Raw genomic sequence first — 23,383 nt, 5'->3', positions numbered from 1 at the left:
CGGCCCTTTTGACCATCCCGCGGACTGTTCAATGCCGAACATGATGTGGCAGCTTGCTAGACGTTCACCATTTGCACGTCTCGCTGATTGACCATCTCTCCCATGGCCACGACGATCTTCCGCGGGCCGACGAACGGCAAACGGGCGTGGGCCACCAGCATGTTGTCGAGCATGAGCAGGTCTCCGTTCCGCCAAGGGAACCGCACCGATGTCCGCTCGTAGAGCTCGCCGATTTCCGCCGCCGTCTCGTCGTCGATCGGAGAGCCGTCGCCGAAGTACACGTTGCGCGGCACCCGTTCGATGCCCAGCACCTCGATCAGCGAGTTCCGAACCGCCGGTTCCAGATAGGAGATGTGATGGAGTTGGATCTGGTTGAAGAACACCAAGTCGCCGGTTTTAGGGTGCTTGATGATCGCCGGACAAGCCTGTCTGGTCCGCATCCCTCCGTCCGACGTCCATTCCCATTCGACACCGTGCTGCCGGCACGTCTCTTCGACGGCGGCCTGGTCTTCGGTGTGAAAGAAGTCCTGCCAGCTTACGTCGAACCCCGGCGTGAAATTCCTCACATACATCAATGCCCGCTCCTGAAATTTCTCGCGCAACTCCGGCCGCAGGCGCTCACACATCTTCCGGCAATCCACGATGGGCGTCTCCCCGCCCTCCTGCGCCGCCTGCACGCAGAAAAATGATTGTTTCAACGGCCAGCGATGCAGATGTGAGCTTTCGTTGTGAAAGAGAATGGACCTGTCGGCCGGATAGGGTGTGGATCCGTACAGGCGGCGCCCTGCTTTCTCCCGCGGCAGATCCCCGTATTCGCCGAACAACGTGGGGCATAGCGCTTGAGCGACCTGCTCGAAATCCTCAGCCCCCTTGAGCGGGAACCCGCGAAACAGGATGGCTCCGTGCGCGAGTAATTCTTGTTCGACTTTCTGCCTGTTGTCCTGCGCCCAGGCGGCCAGATCCACGTCCTCGACCGTCGGCTGCAGGACCAACGGCAACGGCTGATCCGACTCGAGATACCGCCGCTCGACCAGCGTCCGTTGAGCGAGAGACACCGCCTTCGGCTGAATGTTCTTGAACCGCTTGAACTTGCTCTCCTCACGTTGCTTGGATTCGATCATGGCGGACTCCTTTTCTGCACGAGACTGGATCTCGATCGCGGACAGCTTGGTCTCGGGGCCGGCGGCAACGCTTCCCAGCAGCGTCACGAACCGCTCCGAGAGAAGGGCGATCGTGGAGGCATCGAAGAGATCCGTGCTGTATTTCCACAGGCCGGTCAGGCCCTCATCGGCATCCTCCATGAACAACCCCAAGTCGAACCGCGCGACCTCGCTTTCGAACTCGAGCGCGCCGACTTCCAGCCCCGGCAATTCCATGGACGGCGGCGGCACGTTTTGCAGCACCAGAAGCGCGTGGACCAGCGGGTTGCCTCCCAGATCGCGCTTGAGTTTCAGCGCTTCCACGATCTTTTCGAACGGCAGGTCCTGATGCGCGTACGCCTCCAAGGCCGTCCGTCGCGCCTGGGCCAGCAGCTCCAGGAATGTGGGATTGCCGCCGAGATCGCTGCGAAGCGGCAGCAGATTGACGAAAAATCCCACCAGGCCCTCGCTTTCCTCACGATTACGGTTGGCCACGTCGGTGCCGATCAAGATGTCTTCCTGCCCGGTCGTGCGGAACAAGAACGCGTTGAACGCCGCCAGAAGTGTCATAAAGAGGGTCACGCCCTGTTTGCGGCTCAGCGCGCGCAACCGATCGGCGTGCTCCGCGGGGACCGTGAAGACGTGACGGGCTCCGCGGAAGGTCTGCACGGCGGGACGCGGCCGATCCGTCGGCAGTTTCAAGATCGGCGGGTTGACGCCCAACCGTTGTTTCCAATAGGCCAGATGCCCATTCAACACCGGTCCTTGCAGCAGCTGTCGCTGCCAGCGGGCGAAATCCGCATACTGCACCGGCAACGACGGCAGTGCCTCGGTGGTGTCGGCCATCTGCCCGACCCTGGCCTGATAGAAGACCGCGACCTCATGGGCCAACAGTGTCATCGACCAGGCGTCGGCGGCGATATGATGGAGCGTGACGAGCAGGACATGTTCCCGCTCGGCCAGACGCAGCAACCTGGCGCGAATGGGCCGATCCTGATCCAACCGGAACGGCCGTCGAACCTCCACCGAGGCGGCCTCCCGTACTGCCTCATCCCGTCGATTGTCAGGCAGTCCGTTCAGATCATCCAGCGGCAAAACGAACTCACCCGCCGAACCGATGACTTGCACTGGTTCGCCTTCGACCTCGCGAAACGTCGTCCTCAGCGTTTCGTGTCTGGCAATCACCTGCTCGAAACTGTGCGACAAGGCATCGACATCGAGCGCGCCGGACAGGCGTAAGGCAAACGGTAGATTGTACGACCAGCCTTCCGGCTCCATCCGCGAGAGGAACCACAACCGTTGCTGGGCGAACGACAGCGCGAGCGGTCCATGTCGCTCGTCCAGCGCCGGCCGCACCAGCGGCGTCTCGTCCGGGCCGGAGCGAGCCTGCACGATAACGGAGCTCAACCCCTCGACCGTCGGGGCTTCGAAAAGGCTTCGAAGCGGCAGCTCGATCTGGAACGAGGTCCGGATCCTGGAAACGACCTGCGTTGCCAGGAGCGAATGGCCGCCCAGCTCGAAGAAGTTGTCGTGAACGCCGACCTGTTTGACCCCGAGAATCTCGGCCCAGATCCCGGCGAGGATTTCTTCAACCGCGGTGCGGGGTGTCCCGCTCTGCGTCAACGGCTCACCGTCGTCCGGCGCCGGCAGTGCCTTTCGATCGATCTTCCCATTCGGCGTCAGCGGAAGCGCGTCGAGGAAGATCACCACCGCGGGGACCATGTAGTCCGGCAGCGTCTCGGCCGTGAACGATCGGATGACTGCGGCGTCGCGCACGGAACTTTCATTTACGACGTAGGCAATCAATCGCTTGTTTCCCGGCCGATCTTCCCTGACCGCCACGACGGCTTCCCGCACCTGTGAATGCTGAACCAGTCGCGCTTCGATTTCCCCCAACTCGATACGGTAACCACGGACTTTGACCTGATGATCTCGCCGCCCCAAAAACTCCAGCGTTCCGTCCGAGCGAAACCGCACCAAGTCGCCGCTGCGGTAGAGACGAAGGCCGGGTTCGGTTGCGAACGGATCCGGCACGAAGACGGAGGCGGTCTTCACGGGATCGTTGAGATAGCCTCGTCCGACGCCCACCCCTCCGATATAGAGCTCTCCCGCTACGTCGACGGGGACCGGCTCTCCGTTTCCGTCCAACCCATAGAGCCGGAGATGAGGAATCGGTCGGCCGATCGGCACGTGAGTCGCTCCATCGGGAGGCGCCTTTGTGACCGCATGTACGGCAACATCGTCCGAGCACTCCGCCGGTCCGTAGGCGTTCATCAGAGGGATCGACGGATAGCGGCTGAACCAAACTCGGCAGAGCTCAGGAGTCACCGCTTCCCCCGTCGCCAGCAGCCATCGTAAAGAAGACAACGGCACGACCCTCCCATCGAGACCGGAAACAAGGAGCGACGGCACCGTCTCCCATACCGTGATTCTCGACCGCTCGATTTCGCGGAGAAGCCGCTGCGGATCGCGCACGAGATCGTCGAGCAGGATCCTCGTGCATGCGCCGCAGAGCAACCCGGTCAAGAACTGCCAGACCGAGATATCGAAACACTGCGACGCGGTCTGGGCGATCACGTCCGATCCGGACAGGCCCAATGCGGGAATCTTGCTGAGGAGATGATTGACCATCCCCCGCTCTTCCACCATCGCGCCTTTCGGCACACCGGTTGAACCGGAGGTGAAGATGACATAGGCCAGATTCGCGGAGGTGCCTCGGCGCGGCGGATTGTCGTCGGGACCTGTTTCCTTCACCGAAAAATCCAGCAGCATACGTTGCGTTGCGGACTCAGGAGCCGCGGCAACGGCGGCCTCGGCCAAGGCCGCGTGCGCTCGGACCGTCAACAGCAGCGCCGGGCGGCTGGTTGCCAGAATCTGCGCCGTCCGGGCAGGCGGATGATGGGGATCCAACGGCAGGTAGGCGCCGCCGGCTTTCAAGACGCCGAGGATCATGATCAGCAAATCGATCCCACGGGTATGAAGCAGCGCCACGATCCCGTCCGGCCCGACGCCGCGCCGGCGCAAGGCGTGGGCGACTCGATTGGCGGCCCGATTCAAATCGTGATAGGTGATCCTCCGCTCATCGTCGATCGCCGCGACCGCATCCGGAGTCCGCCTCACTTGAGCCTCGAACAATTCGGCGAATCCTTTCTCCTCGGGCCGCTCTGCGGCCGTCCTATTCCATTCGACGAGCAATTGAGCCCGTTCCTCAGCGCTCAGAAGTGACAGGTCGCAGAGGCGAGCCTCCGGCCGCGTCGCCATGGCTTCAAGCAGGTGGCTGAGGTGTCCTACCATCCGGCGCACCGCCTCGGGCTCGAACAACCGCCGGTCGTACGACAGGCGCATGCCCAATCGAGGACCGGGATATGCCACCACCGTCACCGGGTAATTCGTGTGGACGCGGTCGTGGTCGAACTCCAGGCTCACCTCTCCGACTTGCTCGCCCAGTCGCGGATCCACCGGCGCGTTTTCAAAGACGACCAGGCTCTTGAACAGCGCCTGCCCTTTGGGAATCTCGCTCCACCGCTGGATCTGCACGAGCGGTGGATATTCGTATTGCCGAACGCGGTAATTGTCGGCCAGGATGCCCTTGAGCCATTCGAGCAGTCGCGCATCCGACGCGATTCGCACCCGCAGCGGCAGACTGTTGATGAACAGCCCCACGATGGATTCCACGCCTTCAAGTTCCGTCGGTCGTCCGGCGACCGTGACGCCCATCACCACGTCGTGAGTTCCGCTGTATCGGCTGAGCAACAGCGCCCAGGCGCCCTGCAAGAACGTGTTCAGCGTCAATCCCTGCTGCTGAGCAAGCGCGGTCAGCCGCTCGGTTACAGGTTCCGATAGTTCACCGAACTCATCGCCCACTTCGGAGACGTCCTCTTGGCGAGGCGCCGACAGGCGCTCGACGCCGAGGGAGGTCGGAGCACTGAAGCCCTCCAGCTCCTTGCGCCAAAACACTTCAGCTGCGCCGAGATCCTGTCGCTGGAGCCAGGCGATGTAGTCGCGATAGGGGCGCGGCGTCGGCAAGTCGATCGAACGGCCTTCCAGAAACGCCTCATAGTAGGACAGCACTTCCATCATCAGAATCGAGAAGCACCAGTCGTCGGTCAGGATATGGTGGAAGCTTCTGACAATGTGATAGGACTCCTCGCCCGTGCGGATCAATCTGATCCGCATGAGCGGCGCGCGGCTCATGTCGAACCCGTCGGTCAATTCTTTCTCGAGCGCGTGGACGAGGCGATCTTTTTGCTCGGCGGCGGAACTGCCTCGCCAGTCAAGCACGTGCACGGCTTCGGCGAGATCGATTCGCCGCTGCACGACCTGCAGCGGGCGCTTCAGATCCTTCCAAATGTAGGCCGTGCGTAGAATCGGATGCCGGCCGATCACCCGTCCCCACGCTTCGACCAACCGCTCCAGGTTCAAGGGCCCGTTCCACGTGTAATGCTGCTGCATGAGATAGATGCCCGTGCCTGGATTCAGCAACGTGTGGAACAGCATGCCTTCCTGCATCGGCGTCAACGGGTAGAGATCCTCGACCGCGCTCCGGTCCGGAAACAGCCGATCGATCTCCGCCGGGTCGAGCCCGCTGAGAGAAAAATCCTGTGTCGCGAAATCGGGCGCTGATTCCGCGAGCGCAGTCGCCGCGACGGCGGCGGTCTCCGCCACCGTCGGGTGCTCGAACAAATGCTTGGGCGTCAGCTTGATGCCGGACTTGTGCGCGCGCGCGACGACCTGAAGGCTGCGGATCGAATCGCCGCCGATCGTGAAGAAATTGTCGTGGATCCCCACGCGATCCAGATGAAGAACATCCGCCCAAATTTGCGCCAGCATCGTTTCGACTTCGTTCCGCGGCGCGACATAGGCGGTGCTCTGCGGCGTCTGTGCCTGTTCCGGGTCCGGAAGAGCGGTCCGATCAATCTTGCCGTTGGCCGTCAGGGGAAGCGCTTCCAACACGGTCACGGTCGAGGGGATCATATAGTCCGGCAAATGGACCGCCAGGCTGGACCGAACAGAGTCCGGATCAAGATCGGCCGGGGCCACGACATAGGCGGCAAGCTGCTTCGCGCCGTCGGCCGCGGCGCGCACGACCACCGCGGCATCCTTCAACCGGCCGTCGGCCCGCAGCTGCGCTTCGATTTCTCCCAATTCGATCCGGAATCCACGGACTTTCACTTGATTGTCCATACGGCCGTGAAATTCTATCGCGCCGTCCGGTCGATACCGCGCCCGATCGCCGGTCCGATATAGACGCCCACCGGCCCGCTCGCCGAATGGGTTCGGCACAAACCGCTCCGCGGTCAGGTCCGGACGGTCGAGATATCCCCTCGCCAGCCCATCACCGCCGACATACAACTCCCCGGAAACTCCAACCGGCGTCGGCTGACCGTCCGAATCCAGAATGAAGACTTGGCTGTTCGCCAAGGGCCGTCCGATCGGAATAGGTCCCTGCCGGTCCGCTTCCTGGTCGATTCGATGGGTGAGCGCTCCGATCGTCGTTTCCGTGGGTCCGTAGTGATTGATAATCTCGCAGCCCGGCGCGAGCGCTCGGATCCGTTCGACAAGGCCGCCGTGAGCCGCTTCGCCGCCGAGAATCAGACAACGCCGCGGGAGCACCTGCTCCGGCCGTCCCGCTTCCAGCAGGCCGGCCAGATGGCTCGGGACGATTTTCAGCACGTCGATCCGGTGGCCGGCCATGTACTCTGCGACGGCATCGGGATCGAACCCCCGTTCGACCGACAGCACGTGAAGCGCGCGACCGGAACAGAGTGAACCGAAGATCGAGGTGTTGCCGAGATCCGCCGCCACCGTGGAGACGGTCGCGAAATTCGTTGCCTGCTCGAGCGGAAGACGGGACAGGAGCCCGGACACATAGTTGACGACCTGCCGATGCTCGACAGCGACGCCCTTCGGCCGGCCGGTCGAGCCGGAGGTATAGATGACGTAGGCCAAATTCTCCGGTCGCACGTCCCGCCGCAACGGTTGATCGCCTCCTGACGAGATGTTCTCCCAATCACGGTCCAGATAGACTTGCCGTATATCCGAATCCTGGAACAGGTCGCCGGACGCGGCCTGCATGAGGACCACACGGGCGCCGCTGTCCGACAGCATGTACGCCAGCCGTTCTTTGGGAAGCTTGGGGTCGAGCGCCACATATGCGCCGCCCGCCTTGAGGACCCCGAGCAGTCCGACGATCAAATCAAGCGATCGCTCCACACAGAGGCCCACCCGCGCGTCCGGACCGACACCGCATTTCTGCAAGTACCGCGCAAGCCGGTCGGCCCGGGCGTCCAGCTCTCCGTAGGTCAAGGATCGCTCCTCATAGACCACGGCGGTTGCCTCCGGCCGTTTGCGCGCCAGCCGTTCGATTCGTTCATGGACACATGTTCCATCTACGAGAACCATGGTTCGGTTCCAGTCCGTCAGAAGCCGGTCTCGCTCCGCCTCGTTCAGCGGAGACAGTTCCGCCAAACGAACATCCGGCCGTTCCGCCATCGCCATCAATAGCGTACGGTAATAACCGAGGAGACGTGTGATGTCTTCATGTGCAAACCGCTCGCGGGCATAAGAGAGAATCAGCCGCATTTCCGCGGCGGGCTCGACCATCAACGACAGCGGATAGTTGTTGCGACCGGCCGTCAGGACATACTCGGCCTCCTGCCGCTGAGACGCCATGGGAGCGATCCGCAAACCGAGCTGATCCGTGTCGCTTTCCTCTTCAGGGTAGCTTTCAAAGACGACGATGCTGTCGAACAACGGCCGGCCGCCCGGCACGCCGCTCCAGCGCCGGATTCGGGACAGGGGCGTCCATTCGTATTGCCGCAGGAGGCTATTCTGTTCCTGCAGCGAGCCGAGCCAGTCTCCCAGCTTCGCGTCGGAAGGTATGGAGACTCGAACCGGCAGCGTATTGATGAACAGCCCGACCATGACGTCCGACCCGGGAAGTTCCGCCGGCCGGCCGGAGACCGTCGCGCCGAAGAGCACCTCCCGATCTCCGGTGCACCGATGCAAGAGGACCGACCAGGCTCCTTGCGCCAAGGTATTCAATGTGAGTCGGCGACGCTTGGCGGCGACGGTCAATGTTTCGACTTCCGCCTTCGACAGCCGCACTTCCTGTTCCGCGTACGGGAGGGATTTCAGCTCTTCCGACGCCGGGCATTGCGGCGTTTCCAGCGGCAGCGCGGTCGGCGTCGAGAATCCTGAAAGGTTCGTCCGCCAGAAATTCTCGGCCGTGTCAAGGTTTCGGCTCCTCAGCCAGGTCAAATACTCGGCATAGGGCCTGACAGGCGGCAACCCCGGTTGTCGCCCATGGGTCAATGCGTCGTAACAAGTCAGCACCTCGCGCAGCAACAGCGCGACGCTCCAACCGTCCAACAGAATATGGTGGTGGCTATTGATGAAATACCAGCGACTGTCCTCGATCCGGATCAGCGTGAGGCGCATCATGGGCGGTGTCAGCAAATCGAACGGCTTGCGTCGATCCTCGCGCAACAATACCTCCAGGGCTTCGTCCCGCTGCCTGCCGAGAAGGGCCCGCCAATCGAGGATCTGCAGCGGAATCCGCACGCCGAGCCGCGCCACCTGCATAGGCTGCTTGACACCGTCCCAGACGAAGCCGGTGCGGAGGATCGGATGACGCTCCATCACCGTTTGCCAGGCCTGCTCGAACGGATCGAGCTTCAGCTCTCCGTCGATGACGAAGCCGGTCTGCGTGAAGTATGGGTCCGCGGCCGCGTCGGACACGGCGTGGAAGAGCAGTCCTTCCTGAAGCGGAGAAAGATAGTGGATCGATTCGATGTCTTTTCGTTTGCTCATTGCCTGCCCCACGTCAGTTCATTTGTTCCAAGATCGCGTCCAGCGCATCCTGCTCCAGCTCCACATTCGGAAAATCGGACGGTGTGTAGCCGCCGGCGTCGGCGCGCAGGCAATGCGCGATCAACGTCTGCAAATCGTTCAGATATGCCGCCGCCAGAGACGAGATCGTGCCGGAACCATAGCGCTCGCGACTGTATGTCCACATGACTTCCAGGCGTCCGTTCACGATCGACGCGTTGATATCCAGCTCGTATTCCATCGGATTGCGGGGATCATGCTCGTTGCCGACCGATTCCGTGGACAGGACGAAGGCCGACTCCTCCGCGACGACCGCGTCGAACTGCCCGAGATAGTTGAATCCCACCGGAATCCGCGCCGCCGGCCGCGCCTCGGCCGCGGAGCGGCCTTTCTTCGTCAGATACCGGACGATGCCGTAGCCGATGCCGCGACCCGGGATCCGCCGAAGTTGTTCCTTCACCGTCTTGAGCGCTTCTCCTGGCGAGACCGATGACATCACGTCCAAGGTCACGGGAAAGACGCTGGTGAACCACCCGACGGTGCGCGAGACATCCAGTTCAGGGAACAGATCCTCCCGTCCATGCCCCTCGAGATCGATCGTCACGCGATCGAGACCTGTCCACCGGCCGAGGGTCTGCGCCAACGCCGTCAACAACACATCGTTGATCTGCGTTCCGTATGCGGGGGCTATCTCGTGTAGCAACGCTTCCGTGTTCCGTTCGTCCAACGACAGGGTCAAGGTCTCGGACGCCGCTTCCCAACCACTGCCGGCTGGGTCGTCGGCGGGCAGCGCGACCGATCCTTCCTCTTGCGCCGTCAGCCAGACGTCGGAAGACGGATCGTTCCGGACCTCGGCTTCGGCATATCGCCGGAGCCGTTCCGCCCACTGGCGGAATGAAGTCGTTTTGGGCGGCAGATGTATCGGGCGGTTTTCCGCTGCTTGCCGGTAGACGGTCTGCAGGTCCTCCAAGAGGATTCTCCAAGAAACACCGTCCACCGCGAGATGATGCACCGCGATCAGCAGCCGATCAGCCGAACCTTCTCCCATCTCGAACCAGACCACCTGCAAGAGCGGCCCTTCCGAAATATTCAAACTTCCTTGCCATCGCGTGGCCTGCGTTTCGAAGGACGCACGGCGTTCCGAATCGGAGAGCGCGGTCAGGTTTACTCGGTGGACGAAGGGCCCCGGCGGAACCGGCGCATGCGACTGGCGCCACCCGTCGTTCGTTCGAACGAATCGAAGCCGCAACGCGTCATGATGGGCGATGAGCGTCGCCACCGCCGTCTCCAAAGCCGACTCCACGAGCGGCTCCTTCGCTTCCAGCAAGACCGATTGATTCCAGTGGTGCGGATTGGCCAGCGGCAATTCGAAAAACGCGCATTGGATCGGCGTCAATGCCGCCTCTCCCATGATGACGCCCTGCTCGGCTTCCAGAACGACCACCGCATCCCGTCCGGCGACCGCCGCAAGTTCGGCCACCGTCTGGTGTTGGAACAACTGACGGGGGCTCAGCAGCAGCCCGACCTGTTTGGCCCGGGCAATCACTTGTAAACTCACGATGGAATCGCCACCCACTTCGAAAAAATTGTCCTGCGTGCCGACCCGCGGCAATCCCAACACCTCTTCCCAGATCTTCGCGAGCGCCGCCTCCGCGGGCGTAACCGGAGGTCGGTAGGAACGTTCCGCCTGTCCGGCGAGATCCGGCACCGGCAGCGCGTTGCGGTCGATTTTTCCGTTCGAGCTCCGCGGCAAGGTATTCAGGACGACAAAGGAACTCGGAATCATGTAGTCCGGCAACGTGTTCTGAAGCCGGCGCCTCACGTCTTGGGTATCCACCGCTTCAGGAGCATCCGGTGTCACGTAGGCCACCAGCCGCCGCTGCCCAGGCTGGTCTTCCCTGGCCACCACCACGGCTTCCAGAACACCTCGCTGCTCCAGCAGTCTGGCCTCGATTTCGCCCGGCTCGATGCGGTAGCCGCGGATCTTGACCTGGTGATCCACGCGCCCTACAAACTCGATGGTCCCGTCCGGCCGATAGCGGGCGAGGTCCCCCGTGTGATACAGCCTCGCTCCCGCATCCGGTCCAAAGGGATCCGGCACGAACGCCTCCGCCGTCCGCTTGGGATCGCGGAGATAGCCGCGCCCCACCCCCACGCCCCCGACACAAAGTTCTCCGACTGTTCCCATAGGCACGGGGGACAGATGGCGGTTCAAAATATAGAGGCGCAGGCCTGGTACGGGTCTCCCGATGGGCACCGGACGATCCGGATCATCCGGAGCCGCAGAGATCGTATGCGTGGCGACGTCGTCCGAACATTCCGCTGGTCCGTACACGTTCATCAATGGAATAGCCGGATAGCGCGCGAACCATCGGCGGCAGAGGGCCGAGGACAGAGCCTCTCCCGTCGGCAGCACCCACCGTACCTTGGCCAGGGCAGGCACGTTTCCATCGACGGCAAGAATCCCCTGCAGCACCGCCGGCACCGGCTCGACGATGGTGATGCCGGCTTCATCCAAGCACGACAACAGCGCCGTCGGATCATGCGCCACGTCGTCCGGAACGATGTGCACCCTCGCCCCGCACAAGAGGGCCGCCAGAAACTGCCAGACGGAAATGTCGAAACATTGCGAGGCGGTCTGCGCGACGACATCGTCGGCCGCCATCCGCAGACTCTCCAGCTTGTACAGGATATTGTTGAGCATGCCGTCCTGCTCGACCATCACGCCTTTGTGCGCGCCGGTGGAGCCGGATGTATAGATGAGATAGGCCAAGCGTCCGGGCGGGCGGATCGGTCTTGGGCCTGTGGGCTCGAGATCCTGCTCCGTCACCTGCTCGATGGTGAGTATCCGCGGGTGCCTGTCCACCGGAAGATCGTTCAACAGGTCCGCGGCCCGACTTTCCCATTCCCGCGTCACCAACAGAACAAGCGGCCGGCTGAGTTCCACGATCTGCGCCATGCGCGGTCGAGGATGCCGTGGATCCAGCGGCAGATAGGCGCCTCCCGCCTCCAAGACACCGAGAATCATCGCCAGTAGTTCAGGGCTACGATCCCCGAGCACTGCCACGACCGAGTCCGGACCGACTCCGGCCGATGTCAACGCATCCGCGGTTATGTTCGCCCATCGGTGGAGTTCCTGATAAGTCCAACTCCGCTCACGGCATATGACCGCCGTGGAGTCAGGCGTTCGCCTGACCTGCGCGGCGAACCGCGTGACATAGTCGGCCGTCAAATCGGGACCCGGAACATTGTTCCAATCGATGAGTTGCAGTCGACGCTCGTGCTCCGTGACAGGCGGCACATCGTGCACTCGCCCTTCCGGCTCGGCGATCATAGAAGCCAGAATCTTCAGAAAGCCGTCCGCGTAACGTTTGACGGTACGCTCGTCGAAAAGGTCCCGGTTGTACTCGAAAGATCCTGACAGCCGGTCGGGCTCGACCACCATGTCCAGCGACAGGTCAAACAGCGCGGTGCCAGGATCGATCTCCATGTTGTCCACCCGCAGCCCCGGCGTTTCCATGGATTGTTCCGCCGGCGTCTGCAGGGTGAACATGACCTGAAAGAGCGGAGAATGGCTCAGGTTCCGTTCCGGCTGCAGCGCATCCACCAAATGTTCGAAGGGAAGGTCTTGATGAGTCTGCGCCCCCAACACCTCTGCCCGCACCCGATCCAATAGATCGATCCAACGCGGATTGTCCGGAATGTCCGTTCGCAACACCAGCGTATTGACGAAGAGTCCGATCAGCTCTTCCACCTCGATCCTGAGCCGGTTCGCGACGGGACTGCCGACCACAATGCTGGTCCGGCCGCTGTAATGGTGCAGCAAGGCCGTGAAGGCCGTGAGCAAGGTCATATATGTGGTGAGGCTGTGCCGGCGACTGAAGCCCGTGATCTGCTTCAACAACTCACCGGGCACCGTAAACTCGCAGCAGGCGCCGCGATAGGTCTGCACGGCCGGACGAGGCCGGTCGGTCGGCAACTCCAATGCGGGCGGCGCATCCCCCAAACGATCCTTCCAGTAGGCGAGCTGAGCCTCCAAGGCCGCGCCCTGCATCCACTCCCGCTGCCAGACCGCATAGTCGGCATACTGGATGGACAACGGCGGCAACTCGGCCGGTCGTCCCGAAACACCGGCCTGGTAGTACGTCACCAATTCCCTGATCAAGACATCCATCGCCCAACCGTCGGAAATAATGTGATGCAAAGTCATCAGCAGCACATATTCCTCTTCCCCGACACGCCACACTCGCGCGCGCACCAGCGGCCCGCGCGTCAGATCGAAAATGCGCTGCGCCTCCGCTTCGCTCTGCCTGGTCAACGTGGCCGGCCGCTCCTCCTCGGGGATATCGCGAAGATCGACGACGGGAATCTCGACCATCACCGAGGACAGCGCGACCTGCGTCGGTTGCCCGTCGGTTTCCTGAAACACCGTCCGCAATGCCTCGTGCCGCGCGATCACTTGATTGAGACCGGCCGTCAACAGATCCACATCCAACCGGCCCTTGAGACGGAACCCGGCCGGCAGATTATAGAAGGGACTGTCCGGCTCCAGTTGCGCGAGAAACCAGAGGCGCTGTTGCGCGAAGGAGGCGGGCAGCGGACCGGTGCGCGCGATCGGCGCCAACGGGGGCGCCTGGCCGGCTGCGCCGTCTTTCCGAGCGCGGTCCACGGCCGTGGCCAAGGCCGCGACACTCGTGGATTCGAACACGGTCCGCAGCGACAGCTCGATGTGGAAGGTGCTGCGGATCCGCGACATGATCTGCGTCGCCAGCAGCGAATGGCCGCCCAACTCGAAGAAATCGTCGTGCGCGCCGACCCGCTCGACACCCAACACATCGGACCAAATGCCCGCCAGAATGTCCTCCGTCGCCGTGCGCGGCGCCGTATAGGGACGGGCGAGCTGATCGCCGAGATCCAGCGCGGCCAGCGCAAGGCGATCGATCTTGCCGTTCGGCGTGCGCGGCAATGCCGGTAACGGCACAAACGCCGTCGGCACCATGTACTCCGGCAGCTGCGACAGTAAGAAGTCGCGCAATGCCGGCACGTCCGGGCCTCCCCCCTCATGGCCGACGAGATAGGCCGCCAATCGTTTCTCCCCCCGCGCGTCGGCATGCAGCAGCACGGCCCCTTCGCGCACGAGCGGACTCGACAGCAGATGTGTTTCGATCTCGCCCAATTCGATCCGGAAGCCGCGCAGCTTGATCTGCTGATCGACGCGCCCGACGAATTCGATGGCTCCGTCCCGGCGATAGCGGGCAAGATCACCTGTCCGATACATCCGCGCGCCCGGCTCGGATCCGAACCGGTCCGGCAGAAAGACCTCGGCCGTTCGAGCGGGGTCTTGCAAATATCCGCGGCCGACCCCGGCCCCCGCCACATACAACTCCCCGGGAACACCGGGCGGCACCGGCTCCAGCCAGGCGTTGAGAATGCGCAGGCGGGTTTGTTCGATCGGACGGCCGATCGGCATGTGCGCCTGGTCGACCGGCGGCGGTTCGAGGATGGGATGGACGGCCACATCGTCGGCGCATTCAGCCGGTCCATAGGCGTTCAATAATGGTATTGCCGGGTAGCGGGCCAGCCATTGGCGGCACAGCGGCGGCGGCAGGGCCTCGCCGGTCGGCAAAACCCACCGGAGATGTTGAAGCCGAGGCGCGGCACCGGACCCCGCTTCCGATGCCGCTTCCAACAAACCTTGGAGTAGAGCCGGCACGGTTTCGAGGATCGTGGTGTCCGTCTGTGCGAGGTGGGCGAGCAAGTGAAAGGGGTCGCGCGATAGCTCGTCGGGAACGATGCTGGTTCTGGCGCCGCACGTCAGCGCCGTCAGGAACTGCCAGACGGAGATATCGAAACATTGCGAAGCGGTCTGCGCGATGACGTCGGACGGCCCCAGCGCCAAGCCCGACACCTTGCTCCGAATATTGTTGAGCATCCCGCGCCTCGTCACCATCGCTCCCTTCGGCACTCCGGTGGAACCGGAGGTATAGATGACGTAGGCCAGATGTTCGGATTGTCCTCGCGCTTCCGGATTGTCTTCACGACCGGCTTCTTTGAGAATCCGTTCGATCACCATGAGCCGTGGCCGCGACGCCTCATCGATCTGCGAGACCGCTTCCTGCAGGCGCGCGAGATACTCTTGCGAGGTGAGCACGATCGGGGAACGGCTCAGCTTCAGAATTTGCGCGAGGCGCGACACGGGGTGATGCGGATCAAGCGGCAAATAGGCTACGCCTGCTTTAAACACGCCCATCATCATCGTCAGGAGATCGATCCCGCGATCGCCCAGCAGCGACACGATCGTATCGGGTCCCGCGCCAGTCTCGGCCAATACATGGGCGACACGATTGGCTCGCCGATTCAGCTCGCCGTAGGTGGCGCTCTCGTCGAGGCATTCGACAGCCACGGCGTCCGGACGACGCTCGACCTGTTCCTCGAACAGCCGCGGCAGGCCATCGAACTCTTTCCTCCAGGATGCATCCGCGACAGGATTCCACTCGGTCAACAGTTGCCGACGCTCGTCCTCCTTGAGCGGCGAGAGATCGGCGAGCCTCGCGGACGGCCGTTCAGCCATCGCTTCGAGCAGCCGCTTGAGATGCCGGATCATGCGGCCGGTCGTATCGGCGTCGAACAGCCGTTTGTCGTAAGAAATTTTGAGCCCCAATTCGCGTCCCGGCCACCCCATGACGGTCAGGGGATAGTTCGTGTGAACACGGTACTGTTCCTCCTCCGCTTTGAAAATGATCCGCCCCTCGCACAATTCCCGATCCACCGGCGCGTTTTCGAACACGAACAGGCTGTGGAACAGCGCCTCCCCCCTCGGCACCTCGCTCCACCGCTGCATTTGGACGAGCGGGGTATAGTCGTACTGGCGCACAAGCACGTTTTCCGCCAGTAAATCCTTGAGCCAGTCCATTAAAGGACGGTCCGGTCGCATGGAGATCCGAAGCGGCAGCGTGTTGATAAACAGACCGAGGATCGACTCGACACCCGACAACTCGGTGGGGCGGCCGGCCACCGTGACGCCGAACAGGACCTCGCGTTCGCTGCTGTAGTAGTTCAATAGCAAAGCCCAGGCGCCCTGAAAGAACGTGTTCACCGTCAGACGATGCCGCTGTGCCAAGTCCACCAACGTCGCGGACGTTTCCGCGCTCAGGTGCAGGCAGTGATCCGCCGCGTCCTCGTTCTGGTCGGCGAAACCTTCGGGCAGCCGGTCGTAGGGCAACGGCGTCGGCGTGGAAAAGTTTTTGAGGTACCCGCGCCAAAAAGACTCCGCGGCATTGATGTCCTGTTTCTGCAACCATGCGATGTAATCGCGATAGGGACGCGGTTTCTCGCGCGTGAGCCGCTCTCCACGCGCGAACGATCCGTAGTGACTAAGAAAATCCATCAAGAGAAGGGAGATGCACCAGTCATCAAGCAAAATGTGATGGAAACTGTGGACGAATTGATGCATGTCCTCCGTCAGTCGAATCAATCTCAAGCGCATCAACGGCGCTTTGCTGAAATCGAAACCTGCCTGAAGCTCGGCACGGAGCTCGGCATCCAATCTTTCAACCTGCTCGGTGCGGCTCAGACCTCTCCAATCCATTGAGATGACAGGTATGTCCACATGCCTCTGCACGGTTTGAAGAGGACGCTTTTGACTTTTCCACACGAACGAAGTCCTGAGAGCAGGATGCCGATCGAGCACGCATCCCCAGGCATTCACAAAAGCGTCGTAATTGAGGTCGCCCTCGAGCAAATACCGATTCTGCATCAGATAAATCCCGCTTCCAGGATTCATAAGCGTATGGAACAAGATGCCTTCTTGCATCGGTGAGAGCGGATAAATCGACTCGATATGGTCTGGCAATGCCGGCTTTCCCACTCCGTCTCCTATTTCAATTCTTCCAGCAGATTGCTCATGTCTTCCTCGGACAGCTCAATACCCACGAGCCCACTGGTCCCCGTTTCTTTTGCCTGTAGGTCCTCTTCGGCGGACCCCTCTGTCGGTACCGCCACGGCGGCGGAAGCCGCCACGGTCGGATGCTCGAACAATTGCTTGGGAGTCAATTTCAAGCCGCGCTGATGGGCACGAGCAAGCACTTGCAGCGTGTTGATCGAATCGCCGCCGAGCTCGAAGAAATTGTCGAGCCGTCCCACGCGGGGCTGCCCGAGCACCTCGCCCCAAATCGAGGCCAAGATCCGCTCGGACTCCGTGACCGGCTCCTCATAAGTCTGCGCCAGCCGCGCCTCTAGATCGGGCACCGGCAGCGCTTTTCGATCCACCTTGCCGTTGGGCGTCAGCGGCAGGCGGTCCAGCAAAACGATTGTAGACACCACCATGTAATCCGGTAGGGTCTGTCGGAGAAACTGCCGCAGCATTTCAGGATCCGGCGGGGCCCCGTGAGGCACGACATAGGCCACCAGCCGGTGAACTCCCGGTTGATCTTCTCGAGCCATCACGACCGCATCCCGCACCTCGGGATGTTCCGCCAGACGAGCTTGAATCTCGCCCAATTCAATGCGAAATCCACGCACCTTCACCTGATGGTCCAACCGTCCGAGAAACTCGATGCTGCCGTCCGGCCGATAGCGCGCTTGATCGCCGGTCCTATACAATCGCCGACCCGGTGCCGGACTGAACGGGTCCGGCACGAACTTCTCCGCCGTCAGTCCGGGCCGATGCCAATATCCACGAGCCAACCCCGCGCCCCCGATATGGAGTTCGCCCGGTACTCCGATCGGCACCGGCAGTCCCTGCCCATCCAACAGGTAGATCTGCGTATTGGCAATCGGTCGGCCGATCGCCACTGCTTGTCCGACTTCGTGTACCCGATAGACCGTGGACCACACAGTGGTTTCAGTCGGCCCATAAAGATTCCATGGATGATTTTGACGCTCGAGTAAGGCTCGGGCCAGCTCGTGCGGAAACGCTTCGCCTCCACACAACACGTGCATTGTGCGGCTAGGAACCCATCCGGCGCCGAGCAGCATCTTCCAGGTGACCGGCGTGGCTTGCGCGATGGTCACGGCGGATTCCGTCAGCAGTGCGGCCAGCCGAGCGCCATCAGCAGCGATGTGCCGAGGGGCCAATACGACCCGCCCGCCTCGCAATAACGGCAGAAACAGTTCCAAGACGGCAATGTCGAACGACAGCGAAGTGACCGCCACCAACGTATCTTCTGGAGATGGTTTGAACCGCTCCGTCATCGCATGGAGAAAGTTGACGGCACTCCTGTGGCTGATCATGACGCCCTTCGGTTTCCCCGTGGATCCCGATGTATAGATTACATAGGCCGCCAGGTCTGAGTGAGTTCTCAGGGCGAGGTCATGTTCCGGCTCCTGCGCGATCGCTGGCCGCTCGCGGTCGAGGCACAGGATTGGAACTTGATCCGAGGGAAGGCCGGCGACGAGCGGCTGCTGCGTCACAAGCAATTGCACCTGCGCATCGGCGAGCATGAAGGCCAGACGTTCGCGGGGATAAGTGGGATCCAGCGGTATGTAAGCCCCGCCGGCCTTCATGATGCCGAGCAGCCCCACCACCATATCCAGCGAACGCTCGACGCAGAGCGCGACACGGACTTCCGGTCCCACGCCACGATTCCGGAGATAGTGAGCCAGCTGATTCGCCCGCTCGTTCAACGTGCGATAGGTCAGCTGCCGACCTTCACATACGACGGCGACAGCTTCAGGCGTTCGCAGAACTTGCGCTTCAATCAGATGCGGAAGGTTCCGCTCATCCGGATAGGCCACCTCTGTTGCGTTCCACTCTTTCACCACCTGTTGCCGTTCGGCTTGACCTATGATTTCAATCGTCGCCAGCGGCGCTTGCGGACAGGCGGCCAATTGGTCCAGCGCAATGCCCAGATGAGCGGCGATACGCTCGATCTGTCCGGCCGACAAACGTTTTCTTTGGTATGACAATATCAGTGAAAGTTCTTCACCGGGAATGACGTGGAGTGTCAGGGGATAATTAGTCTGTCCCTCGAGGCGAACCTCATGAACCGTCATGCCGACCTGCCCCTCTTCCAGCATCCGATCCGTCGGATGATTGTCGAATACCAGCAGACTCTCGAAGAGCTGCCGGCCGCGCGGCATCTGACTCCAGCCCTGGATCTGCGCGAGGGAGACATGCTCGTATTGACGCAGCTCGCTGTTGTGCATGAGCAAGTGACGAAGCCAGGCTTGCACGGGCATGTCCGGCGATACGGCGACACGAAGCGGCAGCGTATTGATGAACAGCCCGAGCATCGTCTCGATGCCCGGAACATCCGCGGACCGTCCCGACACCGTGGTGCCGAACAGCACGTCTTTTTCTCCGCTGTACCGGCTCAGCAACAGCGCCCATGCTCCCTGCACCAGCGTATTGACCGTGATTCGTTCTCTGGAGGCATACTCCTGAAGCACGGACGTCTCGGCGGCTGAGAACGTCAATCGATGCATGCCGTAGCCGTCATCCGATTGCGCGCCGTCCGACGAGCGATCCGTCGGAAGGGGCGTGGGTGACGTGATGCCCGCCAGGGTCTTGCGCCAGTACTTTTCCGCTGCCGTCTGGTCCTGAGAAAGAATCCACTCGACGTAGCCTCGATAGGGTTGCGAGGGCGGCTCGCCCGGATCCGGGCCGCCTTTGAAAAAGGCATAGCAGGCAAACAGATCGCTCAGAATAATGGGAATACACCAGCCGTCGAGCACGATGTGGTGATGCGTCCAAATCAGGTAGCGCGCGTCATCCGCGACACGGATCAAGGCGAGGCGCATGAGCGGAGGCCTTGCCAGGTCGAAATCCGTCAGGCGATCGTTCCGAAGGAATTCGCGCAGCCGTTCGCGCCGGTTGGATTCCGGCGCATCGCGCCAGTCGAGCTCGATGATGGGCGGCGCCTCCCCCGGCAACACGGCCTGCATGGGCCTGTCGAGTTCCTGCCACATGAACGCGGTGCGGAACGACGTCGACCGCGCAATCACCATCCGCCATGCGTCGAGGAATGAAACATGATCCAGCCGGCCCCGGAGGAGGCAACTCAGCTGCTCAATGTAGACGCCCGACTGCGGTTCGTACAGGCTGTGAAACAGTAGCCCCTGCTGCAACGGTGTGAGCGGGTAGACATCTTCGGTACTGGGATGAAATCTCCGCGCCGTTTCGAGCAGGGCCTGATCAGTCGGCCTTTGAACTCGGATCCCGCGCTTCGGCTCCGAATCGACTCTTTCAATCCTGTCGCCCGCCGCCTCCGCCAATTCGGCGATCGTCTGATGTTGAAACAGATGTCGCGGCGTGAGCGGCAGGCCTTGCGTCTTCGCGCGAGAGACAATCTGTAAACTAAGAATGGAATCCCCTCCCAGCTCGAAGAAATTGTCGTGCACGCCGACACGCTCCACACCCAGCACCTCGGCCCAGACAGCCGACAACTGCGCTTCAGTCGGCGTGCGGGCCGGAGTCCATTCCTTTACCGCCGCATGGTCCGGCTCGGGCAAGCCCTCCCGGTCGATCTTGCCGTTGACATTGCGTGGCAGCGCGTTGAGCATGATGATGGCAGAGGGGACCATCGGCTCCGGCAATTGCTCGCGCAGCAGCCGGATCAACACATCGGCATCGCAGGATGCGCCGTCTCGAGGCGCGACATAGGCTACCAATTGCTTATGCCCAAGACGGTCCCGACGCACGACAGCCGCCGCTTCGCGAACGTCCGGATGGGCCTGCAAACGAAATTCGACTTCACCCAGCTCGATGCGCACACCTCGGACTTTGACTTGATGATCCCGGCGTCCGAGAAACTCCATCGTTCCGTCCGGACGATGGCGGACACGGTCGCCGGTCCGATAGAGTCGCGCGCCCGGTTCATCGGAGAAGGGATCAGGCACGAACATCTCGGCAGTCCTGGCGGGATCGTGGAGATAGCCCCGGCCGACGCCGGCTCCCGCGACGCACAGTTCGCCGGCGGCGCCGATCGGTACCGGTGCCAGCCCGCTGTCCACGACATAGCCACGTAGGTTGGCGATGGGCTTGCCGATCGGCGCATGCGCATGGGTGTCATCCGGCGGCGTGGTGATCGTCGCCGTGGCCACATCGTCGGCGCATTCAGCCGGGCCATAGGCGTTCATCAGCGGCACATGCCGGTATCGCTCGAACCACCGGCGGATCAAAGCAGGCGGTAGCGCTTCTCCGGTGGGCAAGAGCCATCGCAGTTGAGTCAGCGTCGGCACGTCGGCTCCGGCGGCGGCACTGTCGAGCATGCCTTGCAGCAACGCCGGAACTGTTTCAAGGACGGTCACTTTCTGCGCATCGACATAGCGGAGGAGTTGCTCCGGATCGCGGGCCGCTTCGTCGGGCACGACAAGCGTGCGGGCGCCGCAGAGGAGCGCGGCCGTAAGCTGCCACACCGAAATGTCGAACCCCTGGGAAGCGGTTTGCGCAATGACATCGGTCGGTCCAAGACGGAGCATGGAAATCTTGCTCCGAAGATGATTGACCAGACCCTGCTCCGTCACCATCGCTCCCTTCGGGACGCCGGTCGAGCCACTGGTGTAGATCACATAGGCCAATTTCGCGGACGGCCACGCGGCTCGCTCCCTACATAGAACCGGCTCTTCCGTGAGACAGGCTTCGACGGTGCGCACCGCAGGCCGCGCGGCCCGCGGCATCTTGGCGACCATGTCGTTTGCCCTGGATACCCATGCCGCCGTCGTCAATACCATCGAGGCTTGACTGGCTTCGAGAATCGACATCCATCGTGACGGCGGGTGTGCGGGATCGAGCGGCAGGTAAACTCCTCCGCACTTCCAAAGGCCGACCATCATAGCCACATAGTCGATGCCACGCTCGCCGAGCACAGCGACGACGGTTTCGCAGCCGACACCGGCCATCGCAAGCGCGCGGGCAATCCGATCGGCGCGATCATTCAAATCCCGATAACTGAGTGTTTCCTTGCCGCAAGAGACGGCCACGGCCTCCGGCGACCGCGCCGCCTGCGCTTCGAAAAGACGGGCCACCCGACCGTCGGCAAAACCTGGGATCGAGGTGTCATTCCATTCAATCAGAATCTTCCGACGTTCGGCCGCCGTCAGCATCGCGAGTTCGCTGAGCCGAGCCTGCGGGTGATCGACGATGCTTTCCAGAAGCTGCCGCAGATGAGCCGCCATCCTGCCGACGGTGTCTTGATCGAAGAGATCCTCGTTGTACTCGAACGCGCACTCCAGTCCGCCCTTGTCCTCCGTCATGTCGAGCGACAGATCGAACTTGGCGCCTCCCGAATCCAGCTCCATTGCGCTGACCTCCAGCGAAGTCATCGCCAGTGTCCTGGCCAGCGAAGTTTGCAGCGCAAACATCACCTGGAACAGCGGCGTATGGCTCAGCGCGCGGACCGGCTGCAACGCGTCTACCAGTTGCTCGAACGGCAAATCTTGATGAGCCTGCGCGCCGAGCACCGTTTCCTGTACACGCGCCAACAGGTCGACGAACGGCGGATTGTTCGAGAGGTCGGCCCGCAGGACGAGCGTGTTGGAGAAAAAGCCGATCAACGACTCTGTCTCCCGCTTCGGCCGGTTCGCGACCGGCGTGCCGAGGCAAAAATCTTCCAGGCCGCTGTACCGCATCAGGAACACCTGGAAGGCCGCCGCAAGCGTCATGAACAGCGTCGCGCCTTGCCGGCGGCTCAACGCATGCAGCCGATCGGTCAGGACACGCGACACCCCAAAAGGAACGCGCGCGCCACGGTCGCTCTGCACGGCCGGACGCGGGCGATCCGTCGGCAGGTCGAGCACCGGTAGTCGTCCTTGCAATTTCTCTTTCCAATAGGCCAGCCGTTCCTCGATCACCAGTCCTTGCAGCGACCCGCGCTGCCAGACCGCGTAATCCGCGTATTGAATCGGCAATGGAGGCAGCGGCGACGGCAGGCCCGCATCGAATGCCTCATAGAGAGTCACGAATTCCCGCGCGAGGATCTGCGACGACCATCCGTCGCAGACGATGTGGTGGAGCGTGAGGACCAACACATGCTCCAGCGGCGCCAGTTTGAGCAGCCGCGCCCGCAGCAACGGACCGGTGCGCAGATCGAAGGGACGATGCGCTTCCGCCTGCGCCGCCGCTGCGGCCGAGGTCTCGCGCCTGGACGGCGACTCCATGCTGAAATCCGTGACCGGCACGTCCATTGAATGGTCCGCAACGATGATTTGAACCAACTCGCCGTCCGCTTCGTCGAACGTCGTGCGGAGAACTTCATGCCGCCGGACGATTTCGCCGAGGCTCTGCGCCGTCGCTTCACGGTTGAGCGGACCTCGCAACCGCACCGCCAGCGCCGTATTGTATGAAGCACTGTCCGGTTCCAACCGGGAGAGAAACCACAAGCGTTGCTGCGCGAAGCTGGCGGGAAAGACGTCCACGTTCGATTGCGACACAGCCTGCGCCGTGGCGCCGATGATGTCTCTATGTGAAGGCATCG

General features: G+C 62.3%; 3 protein-coding genes. All 3 read right to left on the bottom strand.

Annotated features, from left to right (window positions below):
* Positions 1–56: 56 nt before the first annotated feature.
* The 3 genes from COMA2_RS17420 to COMA2_RS17410 are packed head-to-tail and all read right to left on the bottom strand — an operon-like array spanning position 57 to position 23,381.
* Positions 57–8,963 carry a non-ribosomal peptide synthetase gene (locus COMA2_RS17420; protein WP_245631091.1) on the bottom strand — a complete coding sequence of 2,969 codons (8,907 nt, stop codon included), beginning with the start codon at positions 8,961–8,963 and terminating at the stop codon, positions 57–59.
* Position 8,964: 1 nt separating this feature from the next.
* Positions 8,965–16,836 (bottom strand): non-ribosomal peptide synthetase, encoded by a 7,872-nt coding sequence (locus COMA2_RS17415; RefSeq protein ID WP_090901396.1) that lies wholly within the window; start codon positions 16,834–16,836, stop codon positions 8,965–8,967.
* 8 nt (positions 16,837–16,844) lie between these two features.
* Positions 16,845–23,381, bottom strand: coding sequence for a non-ribosomal peptide synthetase (locus COMA2_RS17410; RefSeq protein ID WP_175304694.1), 6,537 nt, complete (start codon positions 23,379–23,381; stop codon positions 16,845–16,847).
* Between the last annotated feature and the right edge of the window lie 2 nt (positions 23,382–23,383).

The sequence above is a fragment of the Candidatus Nitrospira nitrificans genome (assembly GCF_001458775.1).
Taxonomy (GTDB): domain Bacteria; phylum Nitrospirota; class Nitrospiria; order Nitrospirales; family Nitrospiraceae; genus Nitrospira_D; species Nitrospira_D nitrificans.
This window is presented reverse-complemented; position numbering and strand designations above follow the sequence as displayed.

Excerpts from the sequence above, each read along its gene's own strand:
- COMA2_RS17410 (WP_175304694.1), bottom strand. The coding sequence starts at position 23,381 with ATGCCTTCACATAGAGACATCATCGGCGCCACGGCGCAGGCTGTGTCG.